This is a genomic window from Candidatus Competibacter denitrificans Run_A_D11 (genome assembly GCF_001051235.1).
GTDB classification, from domain to species: Bacteria; Pseudomonadota; Gammaproteobacteria; order Competibacterales; family Competibacteraceae; genus Competibacter_A; species Competibacter_A denitrificans.
Genome location: NZ_CBTJ020000020.1, coordinates 113,288 through 134,944 on the forward strand (window position 1 = coordinate 113,288; position 21,657 = coordinate 134,944).

Below are 21,657 nucleotides of genomic sequence, written 5' to 3' on the forward strand. Positions count from 1 at the left end.
TCGAGGAAGGGAAACACAAAAGCTATTGTCCTGCATTCACCTTTCGCTCGGCAAATCACGGTTAGGTCTACCCGAATGATGAATCTGTAAGCGATTTGTAAGGTGCTCAATTATAAAAACAACCCGTCCGCTGCTCGGTAGTGTGTTGGTAACGATTATAGGAGATCAGCATGAAGTACTTAACATGTGGGGTCCAGCGCCCTTCGGTTGGTTTGAGCACCATCTTAATGCTTGTAGCGAGCTTGGGCTGGGGTGAGGTTTCCGCCCAACAAGCCCCAAAACGCGGCGCCAACGCCATCGCCACCGCTGTGGTTAACGCCTACCGCAGATGCCGCTTTATTGGCATTTGGACACCTATCCGAACCGTGCCGCAGCGGAGGCGGCAAAGGATGAACGCAGTACAGTCGCGGAGTCCTTCGATAAGGTCTGGCTCTTCACCATTACCGACGCGAACTGGCGGCCATCCACTGGAACCCGTGTTGCCATGATCGGTCCCCTGCCATCGTTAGGCAAGGGTGGAACGTACACCGCCACCTATTTGAACGCTGATACCGCGCCGGGCTTTGAAACCGATGTGCATCGGCATGACGGTCCTGAAGCGCTGTATACGCTATCGGGGGAGGTTTGTGTGGAAACACCAGACGGCAAAATGGTGGGACGAGCTGGTGGTGAACCGCTGCTCATCCCCGGCAATCAACCGATGCGCCTAAAGAGCGTTGGTACTGAGAATCGGCGCTCTATCGTATTGGTGCTGCACGATCCAGCAAATAACTGGAAGGCTCCGGCGGCTGACTGGGTGCCAAAAGGGTTGTGTGGTAGTAGCTGAGTACACTGATTCTCATTAATGAATCTGTAAGCGATCTGTAAGGGGTTGGGTTATAGAAGTAGCTTAATCCTTTCGTAGTGAGCCAAGAATCTGACAAGTCGCTCTGAGATTTCTATTCAATAATTTTCATAAATTTTCCAGGAAAAATATGACCGCCCAGCAAGTTGTTGATATGAATCCTTTGAATAGATATAGATCAGAAAGGCAGAATATTGATTATGCTATCCATTCTGTGATTTCCGATCTTTGCAGCCGATATAAGATGAAAAAAATCCTGATGATCGGTGATTATCTTAAGACGATAAAGAAGAGTTTGAAAATTATTGAGCCTATTATCTTAGAAGAGCTGGAATTTGAAATTGATCACTCCAAGAGCAATGATTTTGATGGAGTTATTGCGCTAAGACCAATTGATTTTTTCTCTGAGCCATCTGCATTTATTGAAGCAGTCTCCCTGAAAATTCAGGTCGGTGGTCTTTTGGTTACAGCAATACCTTATTATGGTTATTTTGAGCTTTTATCAATGAGTTGGTATCGATGGTGGAGTTTAATGGGGTTTATAGGATTAGATAAAGAGAGCTTGCGTTATTGGTCAAAGGAATGCGCAGTGAATAGTTTAGAAGCCAATGGTTTTAAAATCACAGAATCTATTGGTGTAAGGGATGGGTCATTGCAGTGGAAAAACCTGATTCTTGTAGCTAGAAAGATCAAATGATCTAGGAAAACGGTAGACTGAAAAGAATCTGTATAGTTCTTAGGAGATAATATGGACCCTCTTAGCCCATTGCCTGCGATATTAATTCTTTATGTTGCAGTCGTGGTTGCGTATCTTATGAGTCGATATTCTGAAATACCGCCAGATCAAGGGCGTTTTGTGGCACTTGATGGATTGCGTGGCTATCTTGCGCTCTTTGTTTTTCTTTATCATTCAGCCCTTTGGTATTTTTATTTAAGAACGGGACAATGGGAAGTACCACCATCAAACCTGTACACCCATTTTGGGCAAAGTAGTGTTTTATTGTTCTTTATGATCACGGGGTTCTTATTTTTTTCAAAGCTGCTTGATGGAAGAACACGAGGAATTGATTGGCTGAAGTTGTTCATAGGAAGGCTTTTGCGTTTAGTACCACTCTATTTATTTATGATCGTATCGCTCTGCATCATTGTCATGGTGGTATCAGGTTGGGTTTTGCATGAACCTTTACTAAAGATAGCTGAGCATCTCGTTTGTTGGCTTGGATTCACTATCTTGGGGGCACCTGACTTGAATGGTGTAAAGGATACATTATTGATAGTTTCCGGAGTGATTTGGACATTACCTTACGAGTGGTTTTTTTATCTCATATTGCCTGTGCTTGCGATGACAGTCAGGGTGGTTCCACCGCCTCTATATATCGTTCTCTCTGTTGGCAGTATCGTGACTTTCATAATCTATAATCCACAGACTCACCCTGTTCATCCACAACTTCATCCTTTATTTTCTTTCTTTGGAGGTATTGCTGCATCGCTCTTAGTTCGATCCGATAGCTTTCGGTGGTTTTGCAGGAAAGATTATTGTTCTTTTTTGGTTATCGGCTTGATTATTGCGGTTGTTGTTCTATTTCAGACTGCTTATGCAATAATGCCTTTAATTTTTATCTCACTTATATTTTCTCTAATCGCTGGAGGAAATAGTTTATTCGGAATTCTGAGGAGTTCTATCTCTCGTGTTCTCGGAGAGTTGTCATGCAGTATCTATTTGTTACATGGCATGGCTCTTTTTATTCTGTTCAAATTCGTTGTCGGACCGAATCATGCTCAATTGCTCTCTGCACAACAGCATTGGATGTTAGTGATTGCGATCTCCCCTGTGATTTTATTCATTAGTTATTGGACTTTTCGATTGATTGAGCAGCCAGCAATGCGAGCGACGAATACCGTTACCGTTTGGGTGTCCTCGCGCCTGACCTGGCGTTTTCGAACCTACGTTGTAAGCGTGGAACCCAAAGCGTGAGCATGAGGGTATGCCTGGATTTCGATCATTGCTCGATGATCAACGAATCTCCGCTCACATCAGCGAATCTGTAAGCGATTTGTAAGGTGCCTAGTTATAAAACTGGCGCATCGTCGAGCAAAGGGATTGGCTACCGGGCAGGTGCTCATTTTTCGCAACCGTTAAAAGAGCCAGACGGCTAGGAGAACAGGCCCATGGATCAAATGCATCTTAAACGAGCCATCACTTTGGCATTAGCGCTACTGCTGGCGGTGATGTCATTTTGGATTCCGGCACCACAGAAACCCTTGTTAACAGATACCAAGGCTGCGCTACCCACTCCTGAAAGATGGGCAGGAAAATTTTAGCCGACGCAATGAGGTCGGGAGAATTATCGTAATAATCAATATTGAGATATCGGATTGAAATTTAAAGGAAAAGACATGAAAAAGCAAACGCCAAGAGAGCCTGTGAAGATCTTGCAAACGGTGCTTAGGGCGGGGATGTTGGCCGCGCTGAGCGGTGTATCGTGGCAGGTCCAAGCGGTTCCGGTATTTTTGGGGCCGACGGCCTATACGAGTTTTACGGATAGCCCATTTAAGTCTGGCAAGTTCGATTATTTCCATCTCGAAAATTTCGAAGATGGCAAGCTGAATACTCCAGGAGTACATGCGTCAGCGGGAGCGGTTGCACCTCCTGATCGTTTTACCGATTCGGTTGATGCAGATGATGGGTTAACCGATGGTAGCGGTCTCGCTGGCCATTCTTGGTTCTCGCAAGATGCTAACCGTCTCACGTTTGCTTTCGATGCAGGCGTGCTTGGCCGTTTGCCGACCCATGCGGGTATCGTCTGGACCGATGTGGGTGGCGTGGATTTGGGAAAATTCGGTTACGGATCGGTGCTTTTCCAGGGCTATGGCGTGTCGGGTGGCCTGTTGGGATCGCTTAGCGTTAAGGTTGGGGATGGGGTTATTACGGGGGAAACAGCCGAGGATCGTTTCTTCGGGGTGATCGATGCTGGAGGTATTTCGCGCATTGTGATTGAGATGGCGAACAGCACGGATTGGGAAGTGGACCATTTGCAGTATGGCGCTGCATCCAGTCCCAAGCCGGTTCCTGAACCGGCTACGCTGGGATTGCTGAGCACCGGTTTGGCTGGTTTGGGTTGGATGCGAAAACGGGGGCAAAAAGCAACTTAACCCTTACTCCAACTTCTCTTCCTGCGGGTGAGAAGCTGGGGAACAGATAATGCGCAAAACCGCAGATGCTGGGTATCTGCGACGACAAGGGGCATAGCTGGTATAATCCCAGCTACCATGCTGACGCTCCACAACGAAAAACTAAAAGAACTCGCCAGCCGGGTTTTGGCGATTGAAGCCGAGGCCGTAGCTAAACTCATTGATCGCATCGACGACCACTTCGTCCACGCCTGCCGCCTGATGCTCGCCTGCCAAGGCCGGATCGTCGTCCTCGGCATCGGCAAGTCCGGCCACATCGGCGGCAAGATCGCCGCCACCCTCGCCAGTACCGGCACTCCCGCCTTTTTCGTCCATCCTGCCGAAGCCAATCATGGCGATATGGGCATGATCACCGCGCAAGATGTGGTAACCGCGCTCTCCAACTCTGGCGAGACGGACGAGATCTTGACCCTGCTGCCGCTGATCAAGCGCCTCAACGTGCCTCTAATCGCGCTAACCGGCAACCCTGATTCCACTCTGGCTAAGGCCGCTGACGTCCATATTGATGTCAGCGTGGCCCAGGAAGCCTGCCCGCTGGGTTTAGCGCCGACCTCCAGTACTACCGCCACCCTCGCCATGGGCGATGCGCTGGCCGTGGCTTTGCTGGAAGCGCGTGGATTCACCGTCGAGGATTTTGCCCGCTCGCATCCGGGTGGCCGGCTGGGTCGGCGCTTGTTGCTGCTGATCGACGATGTGATGCATGTCGGTGAACAAATGCCGCGCAGCGCGCCGGATGATCTTCTCAAGAATGCTTTGCTGGAAATGAGCCGCAAAGGCTTAGGCGCGACTGTAGTGGCCGATCAAACCGGGCATGTTTTGGGCATCTTCACCGATGGCGATCTGCGCCGGGCGCTGGATCGACAGGTGGATATCCACGCCACCCGCGTCGCCGAGGTAATGACCCGTCAGTGCAAGACAATTGCCCCCGGAATGCTGGCTGCTGAAGCGCTGCGGATGATGCAGCAGTACAAGATCAACGCGCTACCAGTGGTAAACTCCACCGGTAAACTCGTTGGCGTGCTCAATATGCATGATCTGTTGCGCGCCGGCGCGCTGTAATCGCCCAACGGCGAGAGGACAACGATGCGCGATATTTTGGCGAAGGCGGCTTTGGTGCAGTTAGTGATTTTCGATGTGGACGGCGTGTTGACCGACGGCCGGTTGTATCTGAGCAGCGATGGCAGCGAGATGAAAGCTTTTCATGTCCGCGACGGCCATGGTATCAAGATGTTACTGGCGGTCGGGGTGGAAGTCGCTCTGATTTCCGCTGGCCGCAATACCGTGGCAGTGGAACGACGCATGAGCGATCTCGGCATCCGCCACGCTTATCTAGGGGTACAGGACAAACTGGCTGCGTTCGACAGCTTGCGGACGCAACTGGCACTCGAACATGAAAGGATCGCTTACGTCGGCGACGACCTGATTGATCTGCCGGTCATGACCCGCGTGGGGCTGGCTATCGCCGTGGCGGACGCTGATCCCTTCGTCAAACGCCATGCGCATTGGCAGACGGCTAATCGTGGCGGCCGAGGTGCGGTGCGCGATGTGTGCGAACTCTTGCTGGAAGCGCACGGCCAATTGGATAGCCAGCGCGCGCGCTATCTCTGATGGAACAGCAACCTACCCCAGTGCAGGGGTGGTTTTACCTGGCCGGTTTATTGTTATTGGCGGGTTTGAGTTATGGCGTATTACGCTGGGTGGAGTCTTCGATGCAAAAACCGGCAGCGTCTGAAAGCCAAGCACCGCTTTTGGTGCTTGAACGGTTTCGTGCCGTGCGGCTGAGTATGGCGGGACTACGCGAATATGTCGTCGAGGCGCCGCTCTTGCGGCAGTTGCCGAATCAAGCAGGCACCTGGGTCGAACATCCGTTGTTGGATTGGTATCAACCGGATGGCGAGACGCGAGACTGGCGTTTGCGTGCTGAACAGGGTTGGGTCGCCGCCGACCAACAATCGATCCGGTTACAAGGTGAGGTCGTGATGACTCGGAGCGCCGAGAGCGGCAAAACTCCCGTTGAGGTCACGACTCGTGATGTATTGGTCCGTCCCACCGACCGTTATGCGGAAACTGCCGCACCCGCACATGCGGTGACACCTGGCGGTGAGCTGCGGGCGGTCGGTCTACGGGCCTATTTGGACCGGGAACAATTGGAACTGCTTTCCGAAGTGAGAGGTTACTATGAACCGTCGAAGCGCTAGGATCGGATTGGCAGTAGTGGTGGCGCTGGTCGCCACTTCGGCTGCCGCGCTACCGGAGGACCGTACCCAACCGATCCATTTAGAAGCCAGCCGGGGCCAGTTGGATCAAAAAACCGGTATCAGCGTCTATGAAGGCAATGTGACGATCAGCCAAGGCTCCATGCGGCTGGTCGCTGATACCGCGACGATCTACGTCAAGGACAATAATTTTCAGCGGATGGATGCAATCGGAGGCCCAGCCAGTTTGCGCTACAAGCCTGCCGCCGACAAACCGGAAATTCAAGGCACCAGCAAGCGGGTCGAATACGATGTCCTCGGGGGCAAGGTGGTCATGATCGGTACTGTGCGGGTGGTGCAAGGGCAGGATGTGTTCAATGGGGAGCGGCTGGAGTACGACCTGAAGGATGATGTGATCCGGGCTAAGGGTGCTGGTGAGAATGGTCGCATCCAGTTCACCATCCAGCCCAAATCCCAGGATGCGGCGCCGGCTGCTAAGAAACGCTAGCGATGGCCAGACTGCGCGCCAAGGAAATCGTCAAACACTATCGCAAGCGCGTCGTCGTCGATGCGGTGTCGTTAGAGGTCGCTAGTGGCGAAGTCATTGGGTTGCTTGGTCCGAACGGTGCGGGCAAAACCACCAGCTTTTATATGATGGTCGGCTTGATCCATTGTGACGAAGGTCGGGTGTTGCTGGACGAGCGTGATCTGACCCACTTGCCCATGCACGCGCGCGCGCGGCTGGGCGTCGGGTATCTGCCCCAGGAAGCATCAATATTCCGGCGGTTAACGGTGCTGGAGAACGTGATGGCAGTGCTCGAAACCCATTCTGATATGAGCCGCTCGCAGCGGCGGCCGCTCGCCGAAGACCTGTTGCAGGAACTCCATGTCGGCCACTTGCACGATAACATCGGTATCAGTCTGTCGGGGGGGGAACGGCGGCGGGTCGAGATCGCCCGTGCCTTGGCGGCGCGGCCGGCATTCATTTTGCTGGACGAGCCATTTGCCGGTGTTGACCCGCTGTCGGTGTTGGATATCCAGCGTATTATCAAACATCTGAGCGAACGCGACATCGGTGTGCTGATTACCGATCATAATGTCCGAGAAACCTTGGGTATCTGTGATCGGGCCTATATCCTCAACGAGGGCCGGGTGATCGCCGAGGGTGATCCAGCTTTAATTCTTGGCAACCGGCAGGTACGCCAAGTTTATCTAGGCGAGTCTTTTCAACTGTGAACCATGGCAGCGAGTGGCGTGATAACGTAGCTGCTCCCCACTCTCTGTCAAAACCAGCTAGGATTAATAGTACGTTGTTTTTGTTCGTCCGCCGTTCGATCAAAAGTTTATGAGACCGTCATTTCACCAGACGCTACGCCAGACCCAGCAACTGACGATGACCCCCCAGTTGCAGCAGGCGATTCGCTTGCTGCAACTGTCCAGCCTTGATCTGGAGGCTGAAGTGCAGGCTATTCTCGATTCCAACCTGATGTTGGAACGGGTCGATGAGCCGCAAGATGTGCCGGTGCAACCGGAAACCTTAGCGGCCCAAGCGGCGGCTGATAGCAGCTCGGAAACTGAGATCGACGGGGCAGCCGCCACCATGCCCGACGATCTACCGGTGGATAGCGCCTGGGAAGATATTTACGACTCTTCTGATGGCTCGACCAGTTATTCTCGGGGTGAAGACGATGAGGAATGGGATATTTCCGAACGCTATGCAGGCGGCGGAGAATCCTTGCAGGATTATCTATCCTGGCAGATGCGGCTGACACCTTTCAACGAAAAGCAAATGGCTATCGCGACAGCCATCATCGACGCCATCGACGAAGCGGGCTATTTGACCTTGTCCTTGGAGGATATTCATCAGGGACTGGCAAGTGAGTTCGATATTACAATCCCTGAAATTGAAGCGGTGCTGAAAATCGTCCAGCATTTCGACCCGCAGGGAGTCGGTGCGCGCGGTCCAGGCGAATGCCTGCTATTGCAACTTGAAGCCATGCCGGACGATACGCCCTGGCTGGCTGAAGCGCGCCGTCTGATTGAACAATATCTGGATTTACTCGCCGAGCGGGATTTCAATGGCTTAATGCGGCGGCTCAAAGTGTCGCGTGAAGCCTTACAGGGAATCATTGCACTGATCCAATCGCTCGATCCGCATCCGGGTGAGCGCTTGTCCAACAGCGCTCCACAATATGTGGTCCCTGATGTGCTTGTTTACCGCAGCCGTAATACGTGGCGGGTCGAACTAAATCCGGAAAATATGCCGAAGTTGCGGATTAACTCCCGCTATGCGGCTCTGGCACGCCGCACCGGCCAAAATGGGGATGCGTCTTATCTGAAAAACCATTTGCAGGAAGCCCGCTGGTTTCTGAAAAGTTTGCAAAATCGCAACGAAACCTTGCTAAAAGTGGCGACTTGCATTGTCGAGCGGCAACGGGAGTTTCTGGAGCAAGGCGACGAATTCATGAGGCCGCTGATCCTGCGCGATGTGGCTGAGGAATTGAGCGTGCATGAATCGACGATCTCGCGGGTAACCACACAGAAATATATGTACACCCCGCGTGGAATTTACGAGTTAAAGTATTTCTTTTCCAGCCATGTGGGTACCAGCGATGGCGGGGAATGTTCCTCAACTGCCATTCGAGCCATGATCCGCAAACTGATTCAAGGAGAAAAACCGGAGAAACCGCTGAGCGATAGCCGAATTGCCGACTTGTTAGGTAAGGAAGGCATTCAAGTGGCGCGGCGGACGGTGGCAAAATACCGGGAGGCCATGTCCATCGCCTCTTCATCGGATCGCAAACGGCTTGTCTGAGCGCTGTGAAAGCCGCCTCACCGGGTGTTGGAAAGGCGTACAGTACAACCATAAAAAAACTTGCTAACCAGGAGTCCATGTCATGCAAATCAAATTGAGCGGACACCATGTGGAAATTACCCAGGCGCTCCATGACTACGTACACGATAAACTGGAGCGCATTGAGCGGCATTTCGACAATGTGACCAGCGCACAAGTCATTCTCAGCGTCGAAAAGCTGAATCAAAAAGCGGAAGCGACCATCCATGTCGCCGGCAACGAGTTGTATGCCGATGCGGTGGATGAAGATATGTATGCCGCGCTGGATGCGTTGATTGACAAAATCGACCGCCAGATCAAGAGGCACAAGGAAAAACTGACGGACAAGCATCGGGGTGAAAAGGCGCGTACCTATCCCCCTCAACCTTGAACCGACGGGGTGGCCATGGATATCACAGAGCTGATTACCCGCGAACGGATACTTTGCGATGGTGAGGTGACCAGCAAGAAGCGCGTGATCGAGACCTTGAGCGAGTTACTGGCGAAGGGCGAACCTGGTTTGGCGGCCCGCCCGATCTTCGATAGCCTGATCGGGCGAGAGCGTCTGGGTAGTACCGGTTTAGGACATGGCGTGGCTTTACCCCACGGTCGCCTGAGTCAGAGCCAGCGGGCGGTTGGTGCGTTTATCAAGCTCAAGAAAGGAGTGGATTTCGATGCCATCGACCGGCAGCCGGTGGATTTGATCTTCGGCCTTTTGGTGCCGGATCATTACACTGATGAACATCTCAGAATTCTTGCCTACTTGGCGGAGATGTTCAGTGATCAGGCGTTTAGCCAGCGGTTGCGCGAAAGCGACTCTGATCAGATGTTGTTCGATTTGCTTAGCGGTTGGAAGCCAGCGGTGCTTGAGTTGCCATGAACCAGCCGGTGTACGCCCAAAGCGTTTATCAGGCATTGGAAAACTCGCTGGAGCTGCGCTGGCTTGGTGGCACAATTGGCGCTGAGCGTGTTTTGTGGCCACCAGTCGAGGCGAGCGCACCGTTTTTTGGGCGCCTGAACTGGGTGCAGCCGCCTCGGCTACAGGTGCTGGGTGCCGAGGAAAGCGCTTTTCTCCGCCGGATGGGACCGACGCTTCGAGAGAACTTGATTCGAGAGTTACTGGAGCCGGCGGCTGGCGCGGTGCTGGTGTGCGGTGAACTTGACCAGGCGGAGGCGCTTCGGCTGGTGGCCGATGCCGCTGGCGTTCCGCTTTGGTATACCCCAGCTCAGTTGGGAGTCGCGTTGGAGCAACTCAACTACTATCGCTACAGTCTCGACGCTTCTACCGTGGTGCATGGTGAATTGTTGGAGGTGTTCGGTTTGGGTGTGCTCATCACCGGCGGGAGCGGCATCGGCAAAAGCGAGCTGGCCCTGGAATTGATTAGCCGAGGCCATCGGCTCGTCGCCGACGATACCCCAAACTTGACGCGCGTTGCCCCCAACGTATTGGAGGGAACCTGCCCGCCCACCTTAATTGATTTGCTGGAGGTGCGCGGGCTGGGGATTCTGAATATCCGCCGGATGTTTGGCGATAGCGCGATCAAGCGCAACAAACGGGTGCGCTTGATCGTGGATCTCGTCAAAATGGAGGAAATTCAGACCCCGGCTGAGTCCCGGTTGCGTGGAATACGGGCCAGTCGCGCCATCCTGGGTATCAATATACCGACCATCACCCTGCCGATTGCGCCGGGCCGTAATCTGGCGGTTCTGGTGGAATGTGCGGTGCGCGATCATATCCTGCGGTTGGGCGGCTATCGGGCGGAAGAAGATTTGATGGCCCGCATGGAAAAAGCGATGGCGAGACGGGTTCCATGCGAATAATTATCGTCAGTGGCCTGTCCGGGTCCGGTAAGACCATCGCGTTGCAGACGTTAGAGGATCTCGATTATTACTGTGTCGATAATCTCCCGTTCAAGCTCATTCTCCCGCTGGCGCGCGAAATTCTCTCGGCCAGTGACATCGTGTCGCCGACCGTGGCAGTCGGGGTGGATGCGCGTAATTTTATCGACGAGCTGTATCGATTCCCCGCCACCCTGAAAGAGTTGCGGGACAGCGGCCTGAATGTCCATGTGCTGTTCCTCCAGGCCGAGGATGAAATTCTGATTAAGCGCTATAGCGAAACCCGCCGGCGCCATCCCCTGGATTTGGGGAGCATTCCCCTACCGGAGGCGATTCGCCAAGAGCGTGGCTTGCTGGAGCCGATAGTTGCTTCTGCCGATCTGATCATTGATACCAGTGACACCAATATCTACCAGTTGCGGGAATTGCTGCGTGCTCGGCTACACGATACCCTGCTCGAGGCGATGTCACTGCTATTCGAGTCGTTTGGCTTCAAAAACGGGGTGCCGGCTGATGCCGATTTTGTCTTCGATGTCCGCAGTTTGCCCAACCCGCATTGGGAGCCGCAGTTGCGACCCTTGAATGGACGTGACCGGCCGGTCATCAAATTTCTCCAATCCCAACCGGACGTGCTGGAGATGATCGACCATCTGCGGGGATTTCTCGAAATCTGGCTGCCACGCTTTGAGGCGAGCGAGCGCAGCTATTTAACGGTTGCTATCGGTTGCACCGGTGGTCAGCATCGCTCGGTGTTTATCGCCGAAGCGTTGGGGCGTTATTTTGGCGACATCCGTGACTTTGTCATGGTCCGCCACCGAGAGCTGAAATTGGCGAACTAGTCAGTAGGCGATACCGATGAGACGGCCGGGAACAACGGAGTGCTTGGAGTGTTGAAACGGGAAATCACCATCATCAATAAACTCGGTTTACATGCCCGAGCTGCCGCCAAATTTGTAACACTGGCCGCCGGCTTCAATGCCGAGATCCGCCTGTTGCGCGGTGCGCGCGAGGTGAACGGGAAAAGCATCATGGGCGTGATGATGCTGGCTGCCGGCTGCGGGACGCAACTGGAATTGCGTGCGAGCGGGCCGGATGCCGAGCAAGCGCTCGATAACTTAGAAAATCTAGTTCTCCGCCGCTTTGACGAGGGCGAATGAGAGGGCGTCTCCATGCCGTTTTCGTTGCATGGCATCGGGGTTTCCCGAGGGTATGCGATTGGTAGAACGTATCTACTACAGCGTAACCAACCGGAAATTACCGAATACACTATCCCCGACGTGATCGTTGAGGACGAGGTTGAGCGTTTTCTCAACGGTTTGCGGTTGGCCCGGAAGCAGTTACAGGACATCCGAGCGCGGATTCCGGTGACTGCCGCTAGCGATATTACGGCTTTCATCGATACCCACCTCTTAATGCTTGAGGATGTTTCGTTCACCGAAGCCCCAGCCAATCTGATTCGCTCCCGCAAGTGCAACGCCGAATGGGCGTTAAAAATTCAGCGCGATACGCTGGTACAGGTGTTCGAGGACATGGATGATCCGTATCTGCGCACCCGCAAGGATGACGTGGAGCATGTGGTGCGTCGGGTACAGCGTATTTTAGTCACTGACGACCCGGCTTTTCTGAGTGACACGGGCTTCTCTGAGCTGACTGCCAGCCGCTTGGAAGGGCGCATTGTCGTTGCCGACGACCTGACCCCGGCCGATACCATTCTGATGCAGCATCAAGGTGTGCTGGCTTTCGTAACCGAATACGGGGGGCCGTTGTCGCATACGGCCATCTTGGCCCGTAGTCTGGGTATTCCGGCGGTGGTGGGTGCGCGCAATGCGCGGGCTTATCTGGGTAATAACGAGCCAGCCATCGTTGATGGTCGCCAGGGAGTGGTTTTGGTGAGCTTGGACGAGCGGATCTTGCGCTATTACCGTCATAAGCAACAGGAGGAACGCCGGCAACAGCGCGAATTAAATAAGCTCAAGGGCAAGCCGGCTGTCACCCGCGATAACATCACCATCCGGCTCCAAGCCAATATTGAGCTGCCCGAAGACGCCGTGACGGTACGAGACGTGGCGGCCGACGGCATCGGTTTGTACCGAACCGAATTTATGTTCATGAATCGGTCCGATGTACCTGACGAAGAGGAGCATCTGGCCTCTTATCTCCATGTCATCAATATTTTAGAGGGCAATTCGGTCACCATTCGCACGGCTGACCTGGGTGCCGACAAGCAGGTGGATGGGGGTCGAGCCGGGCCTGTAGGTACCAATCCGGCGCTGGGGTTGCGCGCTATCCGCATGTGCCTCAAAGACTTGGCGATGTTCCGCCCACAGTTGCGGGCCATTCTGCGCGCCTCAGCCTATGGCTCTGTGCGGATGATGATTCCCATGCTGTCCACCATTCAGGAAGTGTCTCAGGTATTGCGCCTGGTGGCGGAGACCAAGCAAGAGTTGCGGAAGCGGGGACTGGCCTTCGACGACAACATGCCGGTGGGGGGCATGATCGAGATTCCCGCAGCGGCGGTGTGCGCGGCACAGTTCGCGCGCTATTTGGGTTTTCTGTCGATTGGTACCAATGACCTGATCCAATATACCTTGGCAATTGATCGGGTCGATGATGAGGTGAACTACCTGTACGACCCGTTACATCCGGCGGTGTTGACCTTGATCCGCTATACCATCCGTGCCGGTCATCGGGCGGGTATCCCGGTGAGCTTGTGCGGAGAGATGGCCGGCGATCCCCGTTATACTCGCTTGCTATTGGGGCTTGGCCTCACTCAATTCAGTATGCATCCTGCCGGTTTGTTGGAGATCAAGCGGGTGATCCAAGATAGTCATGTCGGCGAATTGACGAAGGCCGTTCAGCGGTTGTTGCGGACCACGGATGCCGAGAAGTACACGGAACTCCTCAAAGACATCGCCCAGAATTGATTTGGCAAGAAGCGGTCGCTGGGCGAGTCGGGCGAAGTGGTCTTTTGTCCGGCCCGTCAGAGCGCCAGCGCTGAAAGCACCTCAAGCGGGCGAGCGACTGGCCAACCAGTCACGCACGGCGGGACCGGTGCCAATATCCCAGGGTTTCAACCGGGTGATGGGTACGCGCTTGATGTCGGCCAATTCCGCGCCGAGTACAATATCGCCGCTTGTTGGGATGTGATAGGCGATGATGAGTTGATTCATCGCCGAAAAAGTGTAGTGGCCGATAAAATGGGCTATGGTGCTATTGAGTCCCAGCTCTTCCCGCACTTCGCGGCGTACCGCCACATCGGGTGTTTCGTCTTGTTCGAGAAAGCCGGTGATTAGGCCGTACATCTTCTCCGGCCACCCTTTATTCCTTGCCAGAATCACGGCCCCGTCCACTTCGACGATGGCGGCGACTACCGGAACAGGGTTGTTCCAGAAGACATAAGTACAGCCGGGCGCGCTGCAACGGCGCCGGGTTTGGCCGTCGATATCGGCCGACTGTAATGTGCTGCCACATTGGGGACAGTAATGGGTCTGCATTGGCATAGGGGCGCTGTTCTGGGATAGATCCTTCGTTCCGACAAAATATCCGTTTGCCTGTATCGGCCTGAGAAGTTAGCCTACAATTTTTTCATCGCGGCAGCTACATCGCTGCCGTTTTGTTTTCAAAAACGGGTTGCGGTTGATCGGTCGGCGTGGAGTAGCTGCCACGAATTGGTGTGACGACCATACACCGATTACGCATAATCCGAAGATTATCAGCGAATCATAAAATGAAAACACGTCATTTTCTTAGCTTATTCGATCTGACAACCGCTGAATTGGAAAAGGTGTTACAGCGGGCAGCGCAATTGAAGGCTCTGCGTCGTGGAGGAGAATGCTATGCCCCCTTTCCCCAAAAAGTGCTGGGGATGATTTTTGAAAAAGCCTCATCGCGCACCCGCATTTCTTTTGAGGCGGGCATGGCGCAGTTGGGTGGCAGCGCCATTTTTTTGGCCCCAGACCACACCCAGCTCGGTCGTGGTGAGCCGATTGAAGATACCGCGCGTGTGCTCTCTGGCATGGTTGATATCGTGATGATTCGCACTTTCGGACATGAGAAAGTGGAACGGTTTGCTGCCTGTTCCACTGTGCCGGTCATCAACGGGTTGACCGATTACAATCACCCCTGCCAATTACTGGCAGATATGCAGACATTCATCGAGCATCGGGGGTCTATCCGTGGCAAAACAGTCGCCTGGATCGGTGATGGGGGCAACATGTGTAACACGTATCTGGAGGCGGCCTGCCAATTCGACTTTCAGTTGCGAGTCGCCATACCGCCCGGTTATGAGCCTAATGCCGGCTTGTTGGAACGCGCTGCTGGTCGCGTGGTCTTGCTTCGTGATCCATGCGCCGCTGCCAAAGGGGCGGATTTAGTCGCCACCGATGTTTGGACCAGTATGGGCAAGGAGGAAGAGCGTCAGCAACGCTTGCAGGATTTCGCAGCCTATCAGGTCAATGCTCAAGTTATGGCACACGCTCGGCCCGACGCGCTGTTCTTGCACTGTTTGCCGGCCCATCGGGGTGAAGAAGTTAGCGCCGATGTGATCGATAGCCCGCAAAGTCAGGTTTGGGACGAAGCTGAAAATCGCTTGCACGTACAAAAAGCCTTGATTGAGTTTCTATTGTTGCAGAATTCATATAATTAAAATTCATATGCTTGCGTGAAAGCCGTCTGGCGGAGTCGTGCGCGAATCTGCTACATTAGCGACCGCTAATTGACCTTGTTTCTCACGAGTTTAATCGCCTATACCATCACCCTTGGCCGTGATCTTTGTGTTGGGTTCGGTTGAGGAAGCGTGAGATAGGGCAGGTTTTCGCGGGCGATTTTGCCTGACGGCTGAGAATGCAGTAAGCCATGAAAGAATACGCTTTGATCCTCATTAGCACGATTCTGGTCAACAATTACGTATTGGTGAAATTCCTGGGCCTGTGCCCATTCATGGGCGTGTCCCGCAAGTTGGAAACCGCCATGGGCATGGGTTTGGCCACGACCTTCGTGCTCACCTTATCTTCGATCTGTTCTTATCTGACCGACCATTACCTGCTGATTCCATTAGGGCTGGACTATCTGCGCACAATCGCTTTTATCCTGGTTATCGCTGTGGTGGTGCAATTTACCGAAATGGTGGTCCATAAGACCAGTCCGGTGCTCTATCAGGCCCTGGGGATCTATCTGCCGCTGATCACGACTAATTGCGCGGTGTTGGCAGCGGCGCTGCTGAATGTGCAAGCGCGGCACGATTTTATCGCCTCAGCGCTCTACGGTTTTGGGGCAGCGGTCGGTTTTTCGCTGGTGATGATTCTGTTTGCAGCGTTGCGTGAGCGCATCGTAGTTGCCGATGTTCCGGTGCATTTTCGCGGCCCGGCCATCACCCTGATTACCGCTGGGTTGATGTCGCTGGCGTTCATGGGCTTTGCGGGATTGGTGCGAGGATAGATCAATGATGGTTGCCGCAGTGGCGTTGGGGCTGTTAGCCGGTGCGTCCGGGTTGTTGCTGGGATTCGCCGCTGTACGCTTCAGGGTGGAAGGCGATCCTATCGTCGAGAGAATCGACGCCATTTTGCCGCAAACACAATGCGGGCAATGCGGGTTTGCCGGTTGTCGGCCTTATGCCGAGGCCATCGCTGTCGGTGAAGCCGATATCAACCAATGCCCACCGGGCGGAGAAAACGGGATTGTCGCCTTGGCAGAACTGTTGGGCCGCGACCCCAAGCCGCTGAATCCGGAAAATGGCGCCGAAAAACCCAAAATGCTGGCGGTGATCGATGAACAGAATTGCATCGGTTGCACCCTGTGCATTCAAGCCTGTCCGGTGGACGCTATCCTGGGCGCGGCCAAGCACATGCACACCGTCATCGCCAAGGAATGCACCGGTTGCGAATTATGCCTGGCACCCTGTCCGGTGGATTGTATTCAGATGCTGCCGGTCACCCCAGCCATCAGCACCTGGAAATGGACCTATCCGATGGCTGAAACCAAGGTGGAGTCAGCGGCGGCAGAGGCTGCTGTGTGATGCGGTTGTTCCCGTTCCATGGCGGCTTAAAAACGGTTCGCCATAAGACGGAATCCAACCGGCAAGCTATTCGAGCCGCAGCGCTGCCAAAGCGATTGATTGTGCCGCTGCGGCAACATGTGGGTGCCATCGCCAAGCCCTTGGTAAAAACCGGCGATCCGGTCCTCAAAGGTCAGCGGATCGGCCAGCCCGACGGCTATGTTAGCGCTGCTGTCCATGCGCCGACATCCGGCGTTGTCATTGCGGTAGATCAGCAACCCGTGCCGCATCCTTCGGGAATGACGGATTGGTGTGTGAGCATTGAGGTCGATGGCGAAGAGCGTTGGATCGAGCGGTGCCCGGTCGATTACCAGCACCTGCATCCCAGTGACCTGCGAAATGTGGTGCGCAATGCCGGGGTCGTGGGCTTGGGTGGCGCGGTGTTCCCAAGCGCTGTCAAAATGAATCTAAGCGGCCATTGCGAGCGGCTGGAGCATTTGATCCTCAATGGTGCCGAGTGCGAGCCGTGGATGACATGCGACGACCGGCTGATGCGAGAGCGGGCGCCGGAGATCGTGGCTGGTATCCATATCTTGGCGCACCTTCTAGCCCCGCGCGAAGTCCTGATCGGTATTGAGGACGATAAGCCCGAAGCCATTGCCGCCATGGCCGCCGCTTGTGCGGGTACCGGTTATGAGGTACGACCGGTGCCGACCCGTTATCCCAGCGGCGGCGTCAAACAGCTCACCAAGCTGCTGACCAACAAGGAAGCGCCAACCGATGGCCGCTCGACCGACATTGGTGTCCAGTGTTTCAACGTCGCTACCGCTTACACGCTCCATCGCGCCATCCACCACGGAGAGCCGGTTATTTCGCGTATCGTCACCGTCACGGGCCATGTCAAGCAACCGCAGAATCTGGAGGTCTTGCTGGGCACGCCGTTTGCCGAACTGATCGCCGAGAGTGGCGGTTATCAGGACGGTGTACAGCGCCTGATTATGGGTGGTCCGTTGATGGGATTTGCCTTGCATGATGATCGGGTACCGGTGACGAAGGCCACCAATTGTATTCTCGCCGCTGGCGCTGAGGATCTGGCCCTAGAGCAGCCGGCCATGCCGTGTATTCGCTGCGGGGCTTGCATGGATGTCTGCCCGGCGGATTTGCTCCCGCAGCAGTTGTACTGGCACGCCCGCGCCAAAGAATTCGACAAGGCACAGGACTACCATTTATTCAGTTGCATCGAGTGCGGCTGTTGCAGCTATGTCTGTCCGAGCCGCATCCCGCTCGTCCAGTATTATCGCTACGCCAAGAACGAAATCTGGGCACAAGAGAAAGAGAAGCAAAAAGCCGAATTGGCCCGGCAGCGGCATCAAGCTCGATTGGAACGATTGGAACGCGAGAAGCAGGAGCGAGAGGCCAAGCTGCGGCAAAAAGCCCCACCGCGCTCCGATGCTGCGGCAGAAAAGCCGACGCCTACAGCCTCCATCGCCCATGCTAAGGAAGCGGCATCGTCGGCTGCTGACAGCCCCACCGAAGCCATCGCACGGGACGCTTGAGCCGCTATGCGCTTTCGAACGGTCACTTCTCCACATATTCTGGGTGAAACGAGCGTTGGCCGAATCATGCGGCGAGTGCTCTACGCGATGGTGCCCGGTATCGCGGCCTTGGTATGGTTTTTCGGCTGGGGCGTGTTGGTTAACCTGTCCCTCGCTAGTGGCATCGCCTTGCTGGCGGAGGCGGCGATACTGGCTGTACGCAACAAACCGTTGGCCTTGTATTTGAACGACTATAGCGCCGTCGTAACCGCTTGGTTACTGGCGGTGGCTTTACCGCCATTAGCGCCATGGTGGCTGACCGTGATTGGTGTCTTGGCCGCCATCGTCGTTGCCAAACACCTCTACGGTGGCCTGGGCTATAACCCGTTTAATCCGGCCATGATTGGTTATGTGGTTCTGCTGATTTCGTTTCCGCGTGAAATGAGTACATGGCCAATCCCACACGGGATCGATCAAGCGCACGCCATGACGCTGTGGGAGACGCTACAAGCCGTTTTTAGCGGGGTGCAGCCGGCACGATTTGCCCCGGACGCGCTAACCGGTGCCACGCCTTTGGACGTGTTGCGTACCCAGTTGGGTTTGGGGTTGACCGTTACCGAGGTGCGCAATAGTCCGGTATTTGGCATCGTCGCCGGCAGTGGCTGGGAATGGGCGGCTTTAGGATTTTTAGCGGGTGGCTTGTGGCTGGTTTACACGAAAGCGGCGGCTTGGCAGATTCCAGCCGGAATGTTAGGGACGTTGGCGGTCATTTCGACCATTTTCTATGGGATTGATCCGCAACGCTACGCGCCACCGTGGTTTCATCTATGGAGCGGTGCCGCCATTTTCGGTGCTTTCTTCATCGCAACCGATCCGGTCACTGCGAGCACCACACCACGCGGTCGGCTGATCTACGGCGCTGGCATTGGCCTTCTGGTCTATCTCATCCGGGGTTTTGGCGGTTATCCGGACGGGGTGGCTTTCGCGGTGCTACTCATGAATATCGCAGCACCGACCATCGATTTATACACCCGGCCGCGAGTGTTCGGAGCGCACCGCGAATGACGCCCCTGCGTAGCATGGGTATCGCTGCCCTGATCTTGACCGGTTTTGCCACCGTCGGCACGGTGTTGGTGGCGGTCACTTATACGAGTACCAAAGATATTATTGCCGAGGCCCAACGGGCAGCGCTGGAAGCTAGCCTAAACCAGTTGGTGCCGGCGGATCGCTATGACAATCGGGTGGTCGAGGATCAGATTGAGGTTGTGGCGCCGGAGTGGCTGGGGACTGATGAGCCGGTTGCAGTGTATCGCGCCCGCAAGAATGGCCAGCCGGTCGCATTGTTCGCTACGCCCACCGCGCCGGATGGTTACAGCGGGCCGATCCAATTGTTGGTCGGGGTTTACGCCGACGGGGCATTGGCTGGAGTTCGAGTGCTAGCCCACAAGGAAACGCCGGGGTTGGGCGATGGGATCGACGAGAAACGCTCACCCTGGATTCTGGCGTTTGCCGGTAAGTCGCTGGAAAATCCCTGGCCGGATGCTTGGAAGGTCAAGAAAGACGGTGGCGTTTTCGATCAGTTCACCGGCGCAACCATTACGCCGCGTGCCGTGGTCAAGGCGACCCGTAAATTCCTGGATTACGTGCGAACGCACCGCGAACAGTTGTTTGCAGTGCCGCCAACCGCCAAGGGGCAACTGTCATGAGCCAAAGCTATCGGGAGATCCTGAAAAATGGGGTCTGGACTCAGAATACCGGTTTTGTGGCCCTGCTGGGGCTTTGTCCCTTGCTGGCAACGTCCAATTCGGTCGTTAACGGCCTGGGCTTGGGTCTGGCGACAACATTGGTCTTATTATTGTCAAATGTTGCTATCTCGTTGATTCGTAACCTGGTGAGGCCAGAGGTACGCATTCCGGTGTTTGTCATGGTGATCGCCTGCGTGGTGACTGCTGTGGAATTGGCGATGCATGCCTTTTTACCAGGGCTTTATACCGTGCTGGGAATTTTTATTCCGCTGATCGTCACTAACTGCTGTGTGATCGGCCGTGCCGAGGCATTTGCTTTCAAAAACGGGGTGGCTAAGTCAGCGGTAGACGGTATGGCCACCGGCTTGGGGTTTACGCTGGCCTTGGTGTTGCTAGGCGCACTACGGGAAATTCTGGGGCAGGGGACTTTATTCGGGCAGGCGGAACTGTTGTTCGGTGAGGCGGGCCGGGGGCTGACTCTGCATGTGCTCGACGACTATCGTGGATTTCTGTTGGCTATCCTGCCGCCGGGCGCATTTATTGGGCTAGGCTGCTTGATCGCTATAAAAAACGTCCTGGATGCACACGCCAAACGCCGGGCAGCAGCTAAACCGGCGGTGGCGCTGCAAGAAGTACAGGCTTGAGCCGGGTTGTGCTTATTTGGTTCCCGCTTCGCGCGTCCGCGCTTTCGTGGGGCGCTTTGGGCGTTCTGGACGTTCTGGATGTTCTGGATGTTCTGGACGTTCCGGGCGCTTGGTCTTTTCCAAGATCGTCACTGGTTGATTGACCGTGAGCGAATCGAGCGTTTTCTGTTCCGCTTCCAGCCAGAAATCCAGGGTCGAGCCATATTGCTGCCCAGTGCTCTCCCACAGTTGGTACGCCAGTTGGCGGATCTGCTCTAAATAGTTTGCGGGGGAAAATCTCTCGAGCGTATCGGCCAGTGGGTTATCTTCGCCCATTCGCGCATTGGCAGTGCGCACTACTGCTTCACTGAGCAGGCGCAAATGTTTTTCAGCAGCCAGCCAATAATCCATTGACCGATCCCGCTGTTCGGTGCCGGTCTCCCACATGTTGTGGGCCAGCTCGCGGAGACGGTAAAGATAGAGGGCGCGCAGGGCGGAGGGCCAGGCGGTCGCAGTCTCTAGAATAGTGGCGGTTGCAGCGCTCGCCCGACGGGCAGAATCGGCCGTCATTTCAACCACCATCTGTTCCGCCATCGCCCAAAAATCCAGGGCATGGCCAAATTGATTTTCAGCGGATCGCCAAATATCGTAGGCGAGATTGCGAATATCATGCTCCAGGTTATTGTCCATGGGGTTTGCTCTGTCTTGTTGGCCGATTTCTGGACTCGATCAAATGCCTCTCGACGCGCAGAAAGACGCTCGACGACCGAATTTGCATACCACAACTTTAGCCCATGGTAGCGGTGATCTCCATTCCTGACTGTAAGGAAATTTACGGCAAATCTTCCAAGCATCGCTT

General features: G+C 54.8%; 26 protein-coding genes. 24 read left to right on the top strand and 2 right to left on the bottom strand.

What is annotated here, in order from left to right:
* Positions 1 to 328: 328 nt before the first annotated feature.
* From BN873_RS02680 to ptsP, 17 genes are all read left to right on the top strand, one after another.
* Positions 329 to 826 carry a cupin domain-containing protein gene (locus BN873_RS02680; protein ID WP_048670431.1) on the top strand — a complete coding sequence of 166 codons (498 nt, stop codon included), beginning with the start codon at positions 329 to 331 and terminating at the stop codon, positions 824 to 826.
* 148 nt (positions 827 to 974) lie between these two features.
* On the top strand, positions 975 to 1,541 hold the full coding sequence (locus BN873_RS02685) for a hypothetical protein (protein WP_048670432.1): 567 nt from the start codon (positions 975 to 977) through the stop codon (positions 1,539 to 1,541).
* 51 nt (positions 1,542 to 1,592) lie between these two features.
* Positions 1,593 to 2,819, top strand: a complete 1,227-nt coding sequence (locus BN873_RS19025) for an acyltransferase family protein (protein ID WP_071243973.1) — start codon at positions 1,593 to 1,595, stop codon at positions 2,817 to 2,819.
* 194 nt (positions 2,820 to 3,013) lie between these two features.
* Positions 3,014 to 3,166: a hypothetical protein gene (locus BN873_RS20295; RefSeq protein ID WP_171820406.1), complete on the top strand. Its 153-nt coding sequence runs from the start codon at positions 3,014 to 3,016 to the stop codon at positions 3,164 to 3,166.
* 75 nt (positions 3,167 to 3,241) lie between these two features.
* Entirely contained in the window at positions 3,242 to 3,997 is a 756-nt protein-coding gene (locus BN873_RS02695; RefSeq protein WP_242434355.1) for a PEP-CTERM sorting domain-containing protein, read from the top strand.
* Positions 3,998 to 4,114: 117 nt separating this feature from the next.
* Positions 4,115 to 5,095, top strand: a complete 981-nt coding sequence (locus BN873_RS02700) for a KpsF/GutQ family sugar-phosphate isomerase (RefSeq protein WP_048670435.1) — start codon at positions 4,115 to 4,117, stop codon at positions 5,093 to 5,095.
* 24 nt (positions 5,096 to 5,119) lie between these two features.
* Complete coding sequence (gene kdsC / locus BN873_RS02705) at positions 5,120 to 5,644, top strand: 3-deoxy-manno-octulosonate-8-phosphatase KdsC (protein WP_048670436.1); 525 nt, start codon at positions 5,120 to 5,122, stop codon at positions 5,642 to 5,644.
* Positions 5,644 to 6,234: an LPS export ABC transporter periplasmic protein LptC gene (gene lptC, locus BN873_RS02710; protein WP_048670437.1), complete on the top strand. Its 591-nt coding sequence runs from the start codon at positions 5,644 to 5,646 to the stop codon at positions 6,232 to 6,234. The genes kdsC and lptC overlap by 1 nt, the downstream gene beginning before the upstream one ends.
* The gene (gene lptA, locus BN873_RS02715; RefSeq protein WP_082161050.1) at positions 6,215 to 6,739 is read left to right on the top strand and encodes a lipopolysaccharide transport periplasmic protein LptA; all 525 of its coding nucleotides are present in this window, start codon (positions 6,215 to 6,217) and stop codon (positions 6,737 to 6,739) included. The genes lptC and lptA overlap by 20 nt, the downstream gene beginning before the upstream one ends.
* Before the next feature lie 2 nt (positions 6,740 to 6,741).
* Positions 6,742 to 7,467, top strand: a complete 726-nt coding sequence (lptB, locus tag BN873_RS02720; protein ID WP_048670439.1) for an LPS export ABC transporter ATP-binding protein — start codon at positions 6,742 to 6,744, stop codon at positions 7,465 to 7,467.
* Between the two features lie 109 nt (positions 7,468 to 7,576).
* The gene (locus BN873_RS02725) at positions 7,577 to 9,046 is read left to right on the top strand and encodes an RNA polymerase factor sigma-54 (protein ID WP_048670440.1); all 1,470 of its coding nucleotides are present in this window, start codon (positions 7,577 to 7,579) and stop codon (positions 9,044 to 9,046) included.
* 82 nt (positions 9,047 to 9,128) lie between these two features.
* On the top strand, positions 9,129 to 9,455 hold the full coding sequence (hpf, locus tag BN873_RS02730) for a ribosome hibernation-promoting factor, HPF/YfiA family (RefSeq protein ID WP_048670441.1): 327 nt from the start codon (positions 9,129 to 9,131) through the stop codon (positions 9,453 to 9,455).
* A gap of 15 nt (positions 9,456 to 9,470) precedes the next feature.
* Complete coding sequence (gene ptsN, locus BN873_RS02735; protein ID WP_048670695.1) at positions 9,471 to 9,944, top strand: PTS IIA-like nitrogen regulatory protein PtsN; 474 nt, start codon at positions 9,471 to 9,473, stop codon at positions 9,942 to 9,944.
* Positions 9,941 to 10,885, top strand: a complete 945-nt coding sequence (hprK, locus tag BN873_RS02740; protein ID WP_048670442.1) for an HPr(Ser) kinase/phosphatase — start codon at positions 9,941 to 9,943, stop codon at positions 10,883 to 10,885. The genes ptsN and hprK overlap by 4 nt, the downstream gene beginning before the upstream one ends.
* A complete protein-coding gene (gene rapZ / locus BN873_RS02745) occupies positions 10,876 to 11,742 on the top strand; it encodes an RNase adapter RapZ (RefSeq protein ID WP_048670443.1) in 867 nt (288 codons plus the stop codon). Before hprK ends, rapZ begins: the two co-directional genes overlap by 10 nt.
* A gap of 48 nt (positions 11,743 to 11,790) precedes the next feature.
* Positions 11,791 to 12,060 (top strand): HPr family phosphocarrier protein, encoded by a 270-nt coding sequence (locus tag BN873_RS02750; RefSeq protein ID WP_048670444.1) that lies wholly within the window; start codon positions 11,791 to 11,793, stop codon positions 12,058 to 12,060.
* A 12-nt stretch (positions 12,061 to 12,072) separates the two neighbouring features.
* Positions 12,073 to 13,827, top strand: coding sequence for a phosphoenolpyruvate--protein phosphotransferase (gene ptsP, locus BN873_RS02755; protein ID WP_048670445.1), 1,755 nt, complete (start codon positions 12,073 to 12,075; stop codon positions 13,825 to 13,827).
* An 81-nt stretch (positions 13,828 to 13,908) separates the two neighbouring features.
* Here the strand turns inward: ptsP and BN873_RS02760 are convergent, their stop codons facing one another.
* Positions 13,909 to 14,403 carry an NUDIX domain-containing protein gene (locus tag BN873_RS02760; protein WP_242434356.1) on the bottom strand — a complete coding sequence of 165 codons (495 nt, stop codon included), beginning with the start codon at positions 14,401 to 14,403 and terminating at the stop codon, positions 13,909 to 13,911.
* 227 nt (positions 14,404 to 14,630) lie between these two features.
* Here BN873_RS02760 and argF point away from each other — a divergent pair, with 227 nt between their 5' ends.
* The 7 genes from argF to BN873_RS02795 all read left to right on the top strand — a co-directional run bounded on the left by argF (position 14,631) and on the right by BN873_RS02795 (position 20,819).
* A complete protein-coding gene (argF, locus tag BN873_RS02765; RefSeq protein WP_048670447.1) occupies positions 14,631 to 15,548 on the top strand; it encodes an ornithine carbamoyltransferase in 918 nt (305 codons plus the stop codon).
* Positions 15,549 to 15,757: 209 nt separating this feature from the next.
* Positions 15,758 to 16,339, top strand: a complete 582-nt coding sequence (gene rsxA / locus BN873_RS02770; RefSeq protein WP_048670448.1) for an electron transport complex subunit RsxA — start codon at positions 15,758 to 15,760, stop codon at positions 16,337 to 16,339.
* Positions 16,340 to 16,343: 4 nt separating this feature from the next.
* Positions 16,344 to 16,916, top strand: coding sequence for an electron transport complex subunit RsxB (gene rsxB / locus BN873_RS02775; RefSeq protein ID WP_048670449.1), 573 nt, complete (start codon positions 16,344 to 16,346; stop codon positions 16,914 to 16,916).
* Positions 16,916 to 18,451 carry an electron transport complex subunit RsxC gene (gene rsxC / locus BN873_RS02780; RefSeq protein ID WP_048670450.1) on the top strand — a complete coding sequence of 512 codons (1,536 nt, stop codon included), beginning with the start codon at positions 16,916 to 16,918 and terminating at the stop codon, positions 18,449 to 18,451. Before rsxB ends, rsxC begins: the two co-directional genes overlap by 1 nt.
* 6 nt (positions 18,452 to 18,457) lie before the next feature.
* Positions 18,458 to 19,495, top strand: a complete 1,038-nt coding sequence (gene rsxD / locus BN873_RS02785) for an electron transport complex subunit RsxD (protein ID WP_048670451.1) — start codon at positions 18,458 to 18,460, stop codon at positions 19,493 to 19,495.
* Entirely contained in the window at positions 19,492 to 20,136 is a 645-nt protein-coding gene (gene rsxG / locus BN873_RS02790) for an electron transport complex subunit RsxG (protein ID WP_082161051.1), read from the top strand. The genes rsxD and rsxG overlap by 4 nt, the downstream gene beginning before the upstream one ends.
* Entirely contained in the window at positions 20,133 to 20,819 is a 687-nt protein-coding gene (locus BN873_RS02795) for an electron transport complex subunit E (protein ID WP_048670452.1), read from the top strand. The genes rsxG and BN873_RS02795 overlap by 4 nt, the downstream gene beginning before the upstream one ends.
* A gap of 12 nt (positions 20,820 to 20,831) precedes the next feature.
* Here the strand turns inward: BN873_RS02795 and BN873_RS02800 are convergent, their stop codons facing one another.
* The gene (locus BN873_RS02800) at positions 20,832 to 21,488 is read right to left on the bottom strand and encodes a DUF2934 domain-containing protein (RefSeq protein ID WP_048670453.1); all 657 of its coding nucleotides are present in this window, start codon (positions 21,486 to 21,488) and stop codon (positions 20,832 to 20,834) included.
* Positions 21,489 to 21,657 lie beyond the last annotated feature (169 nt).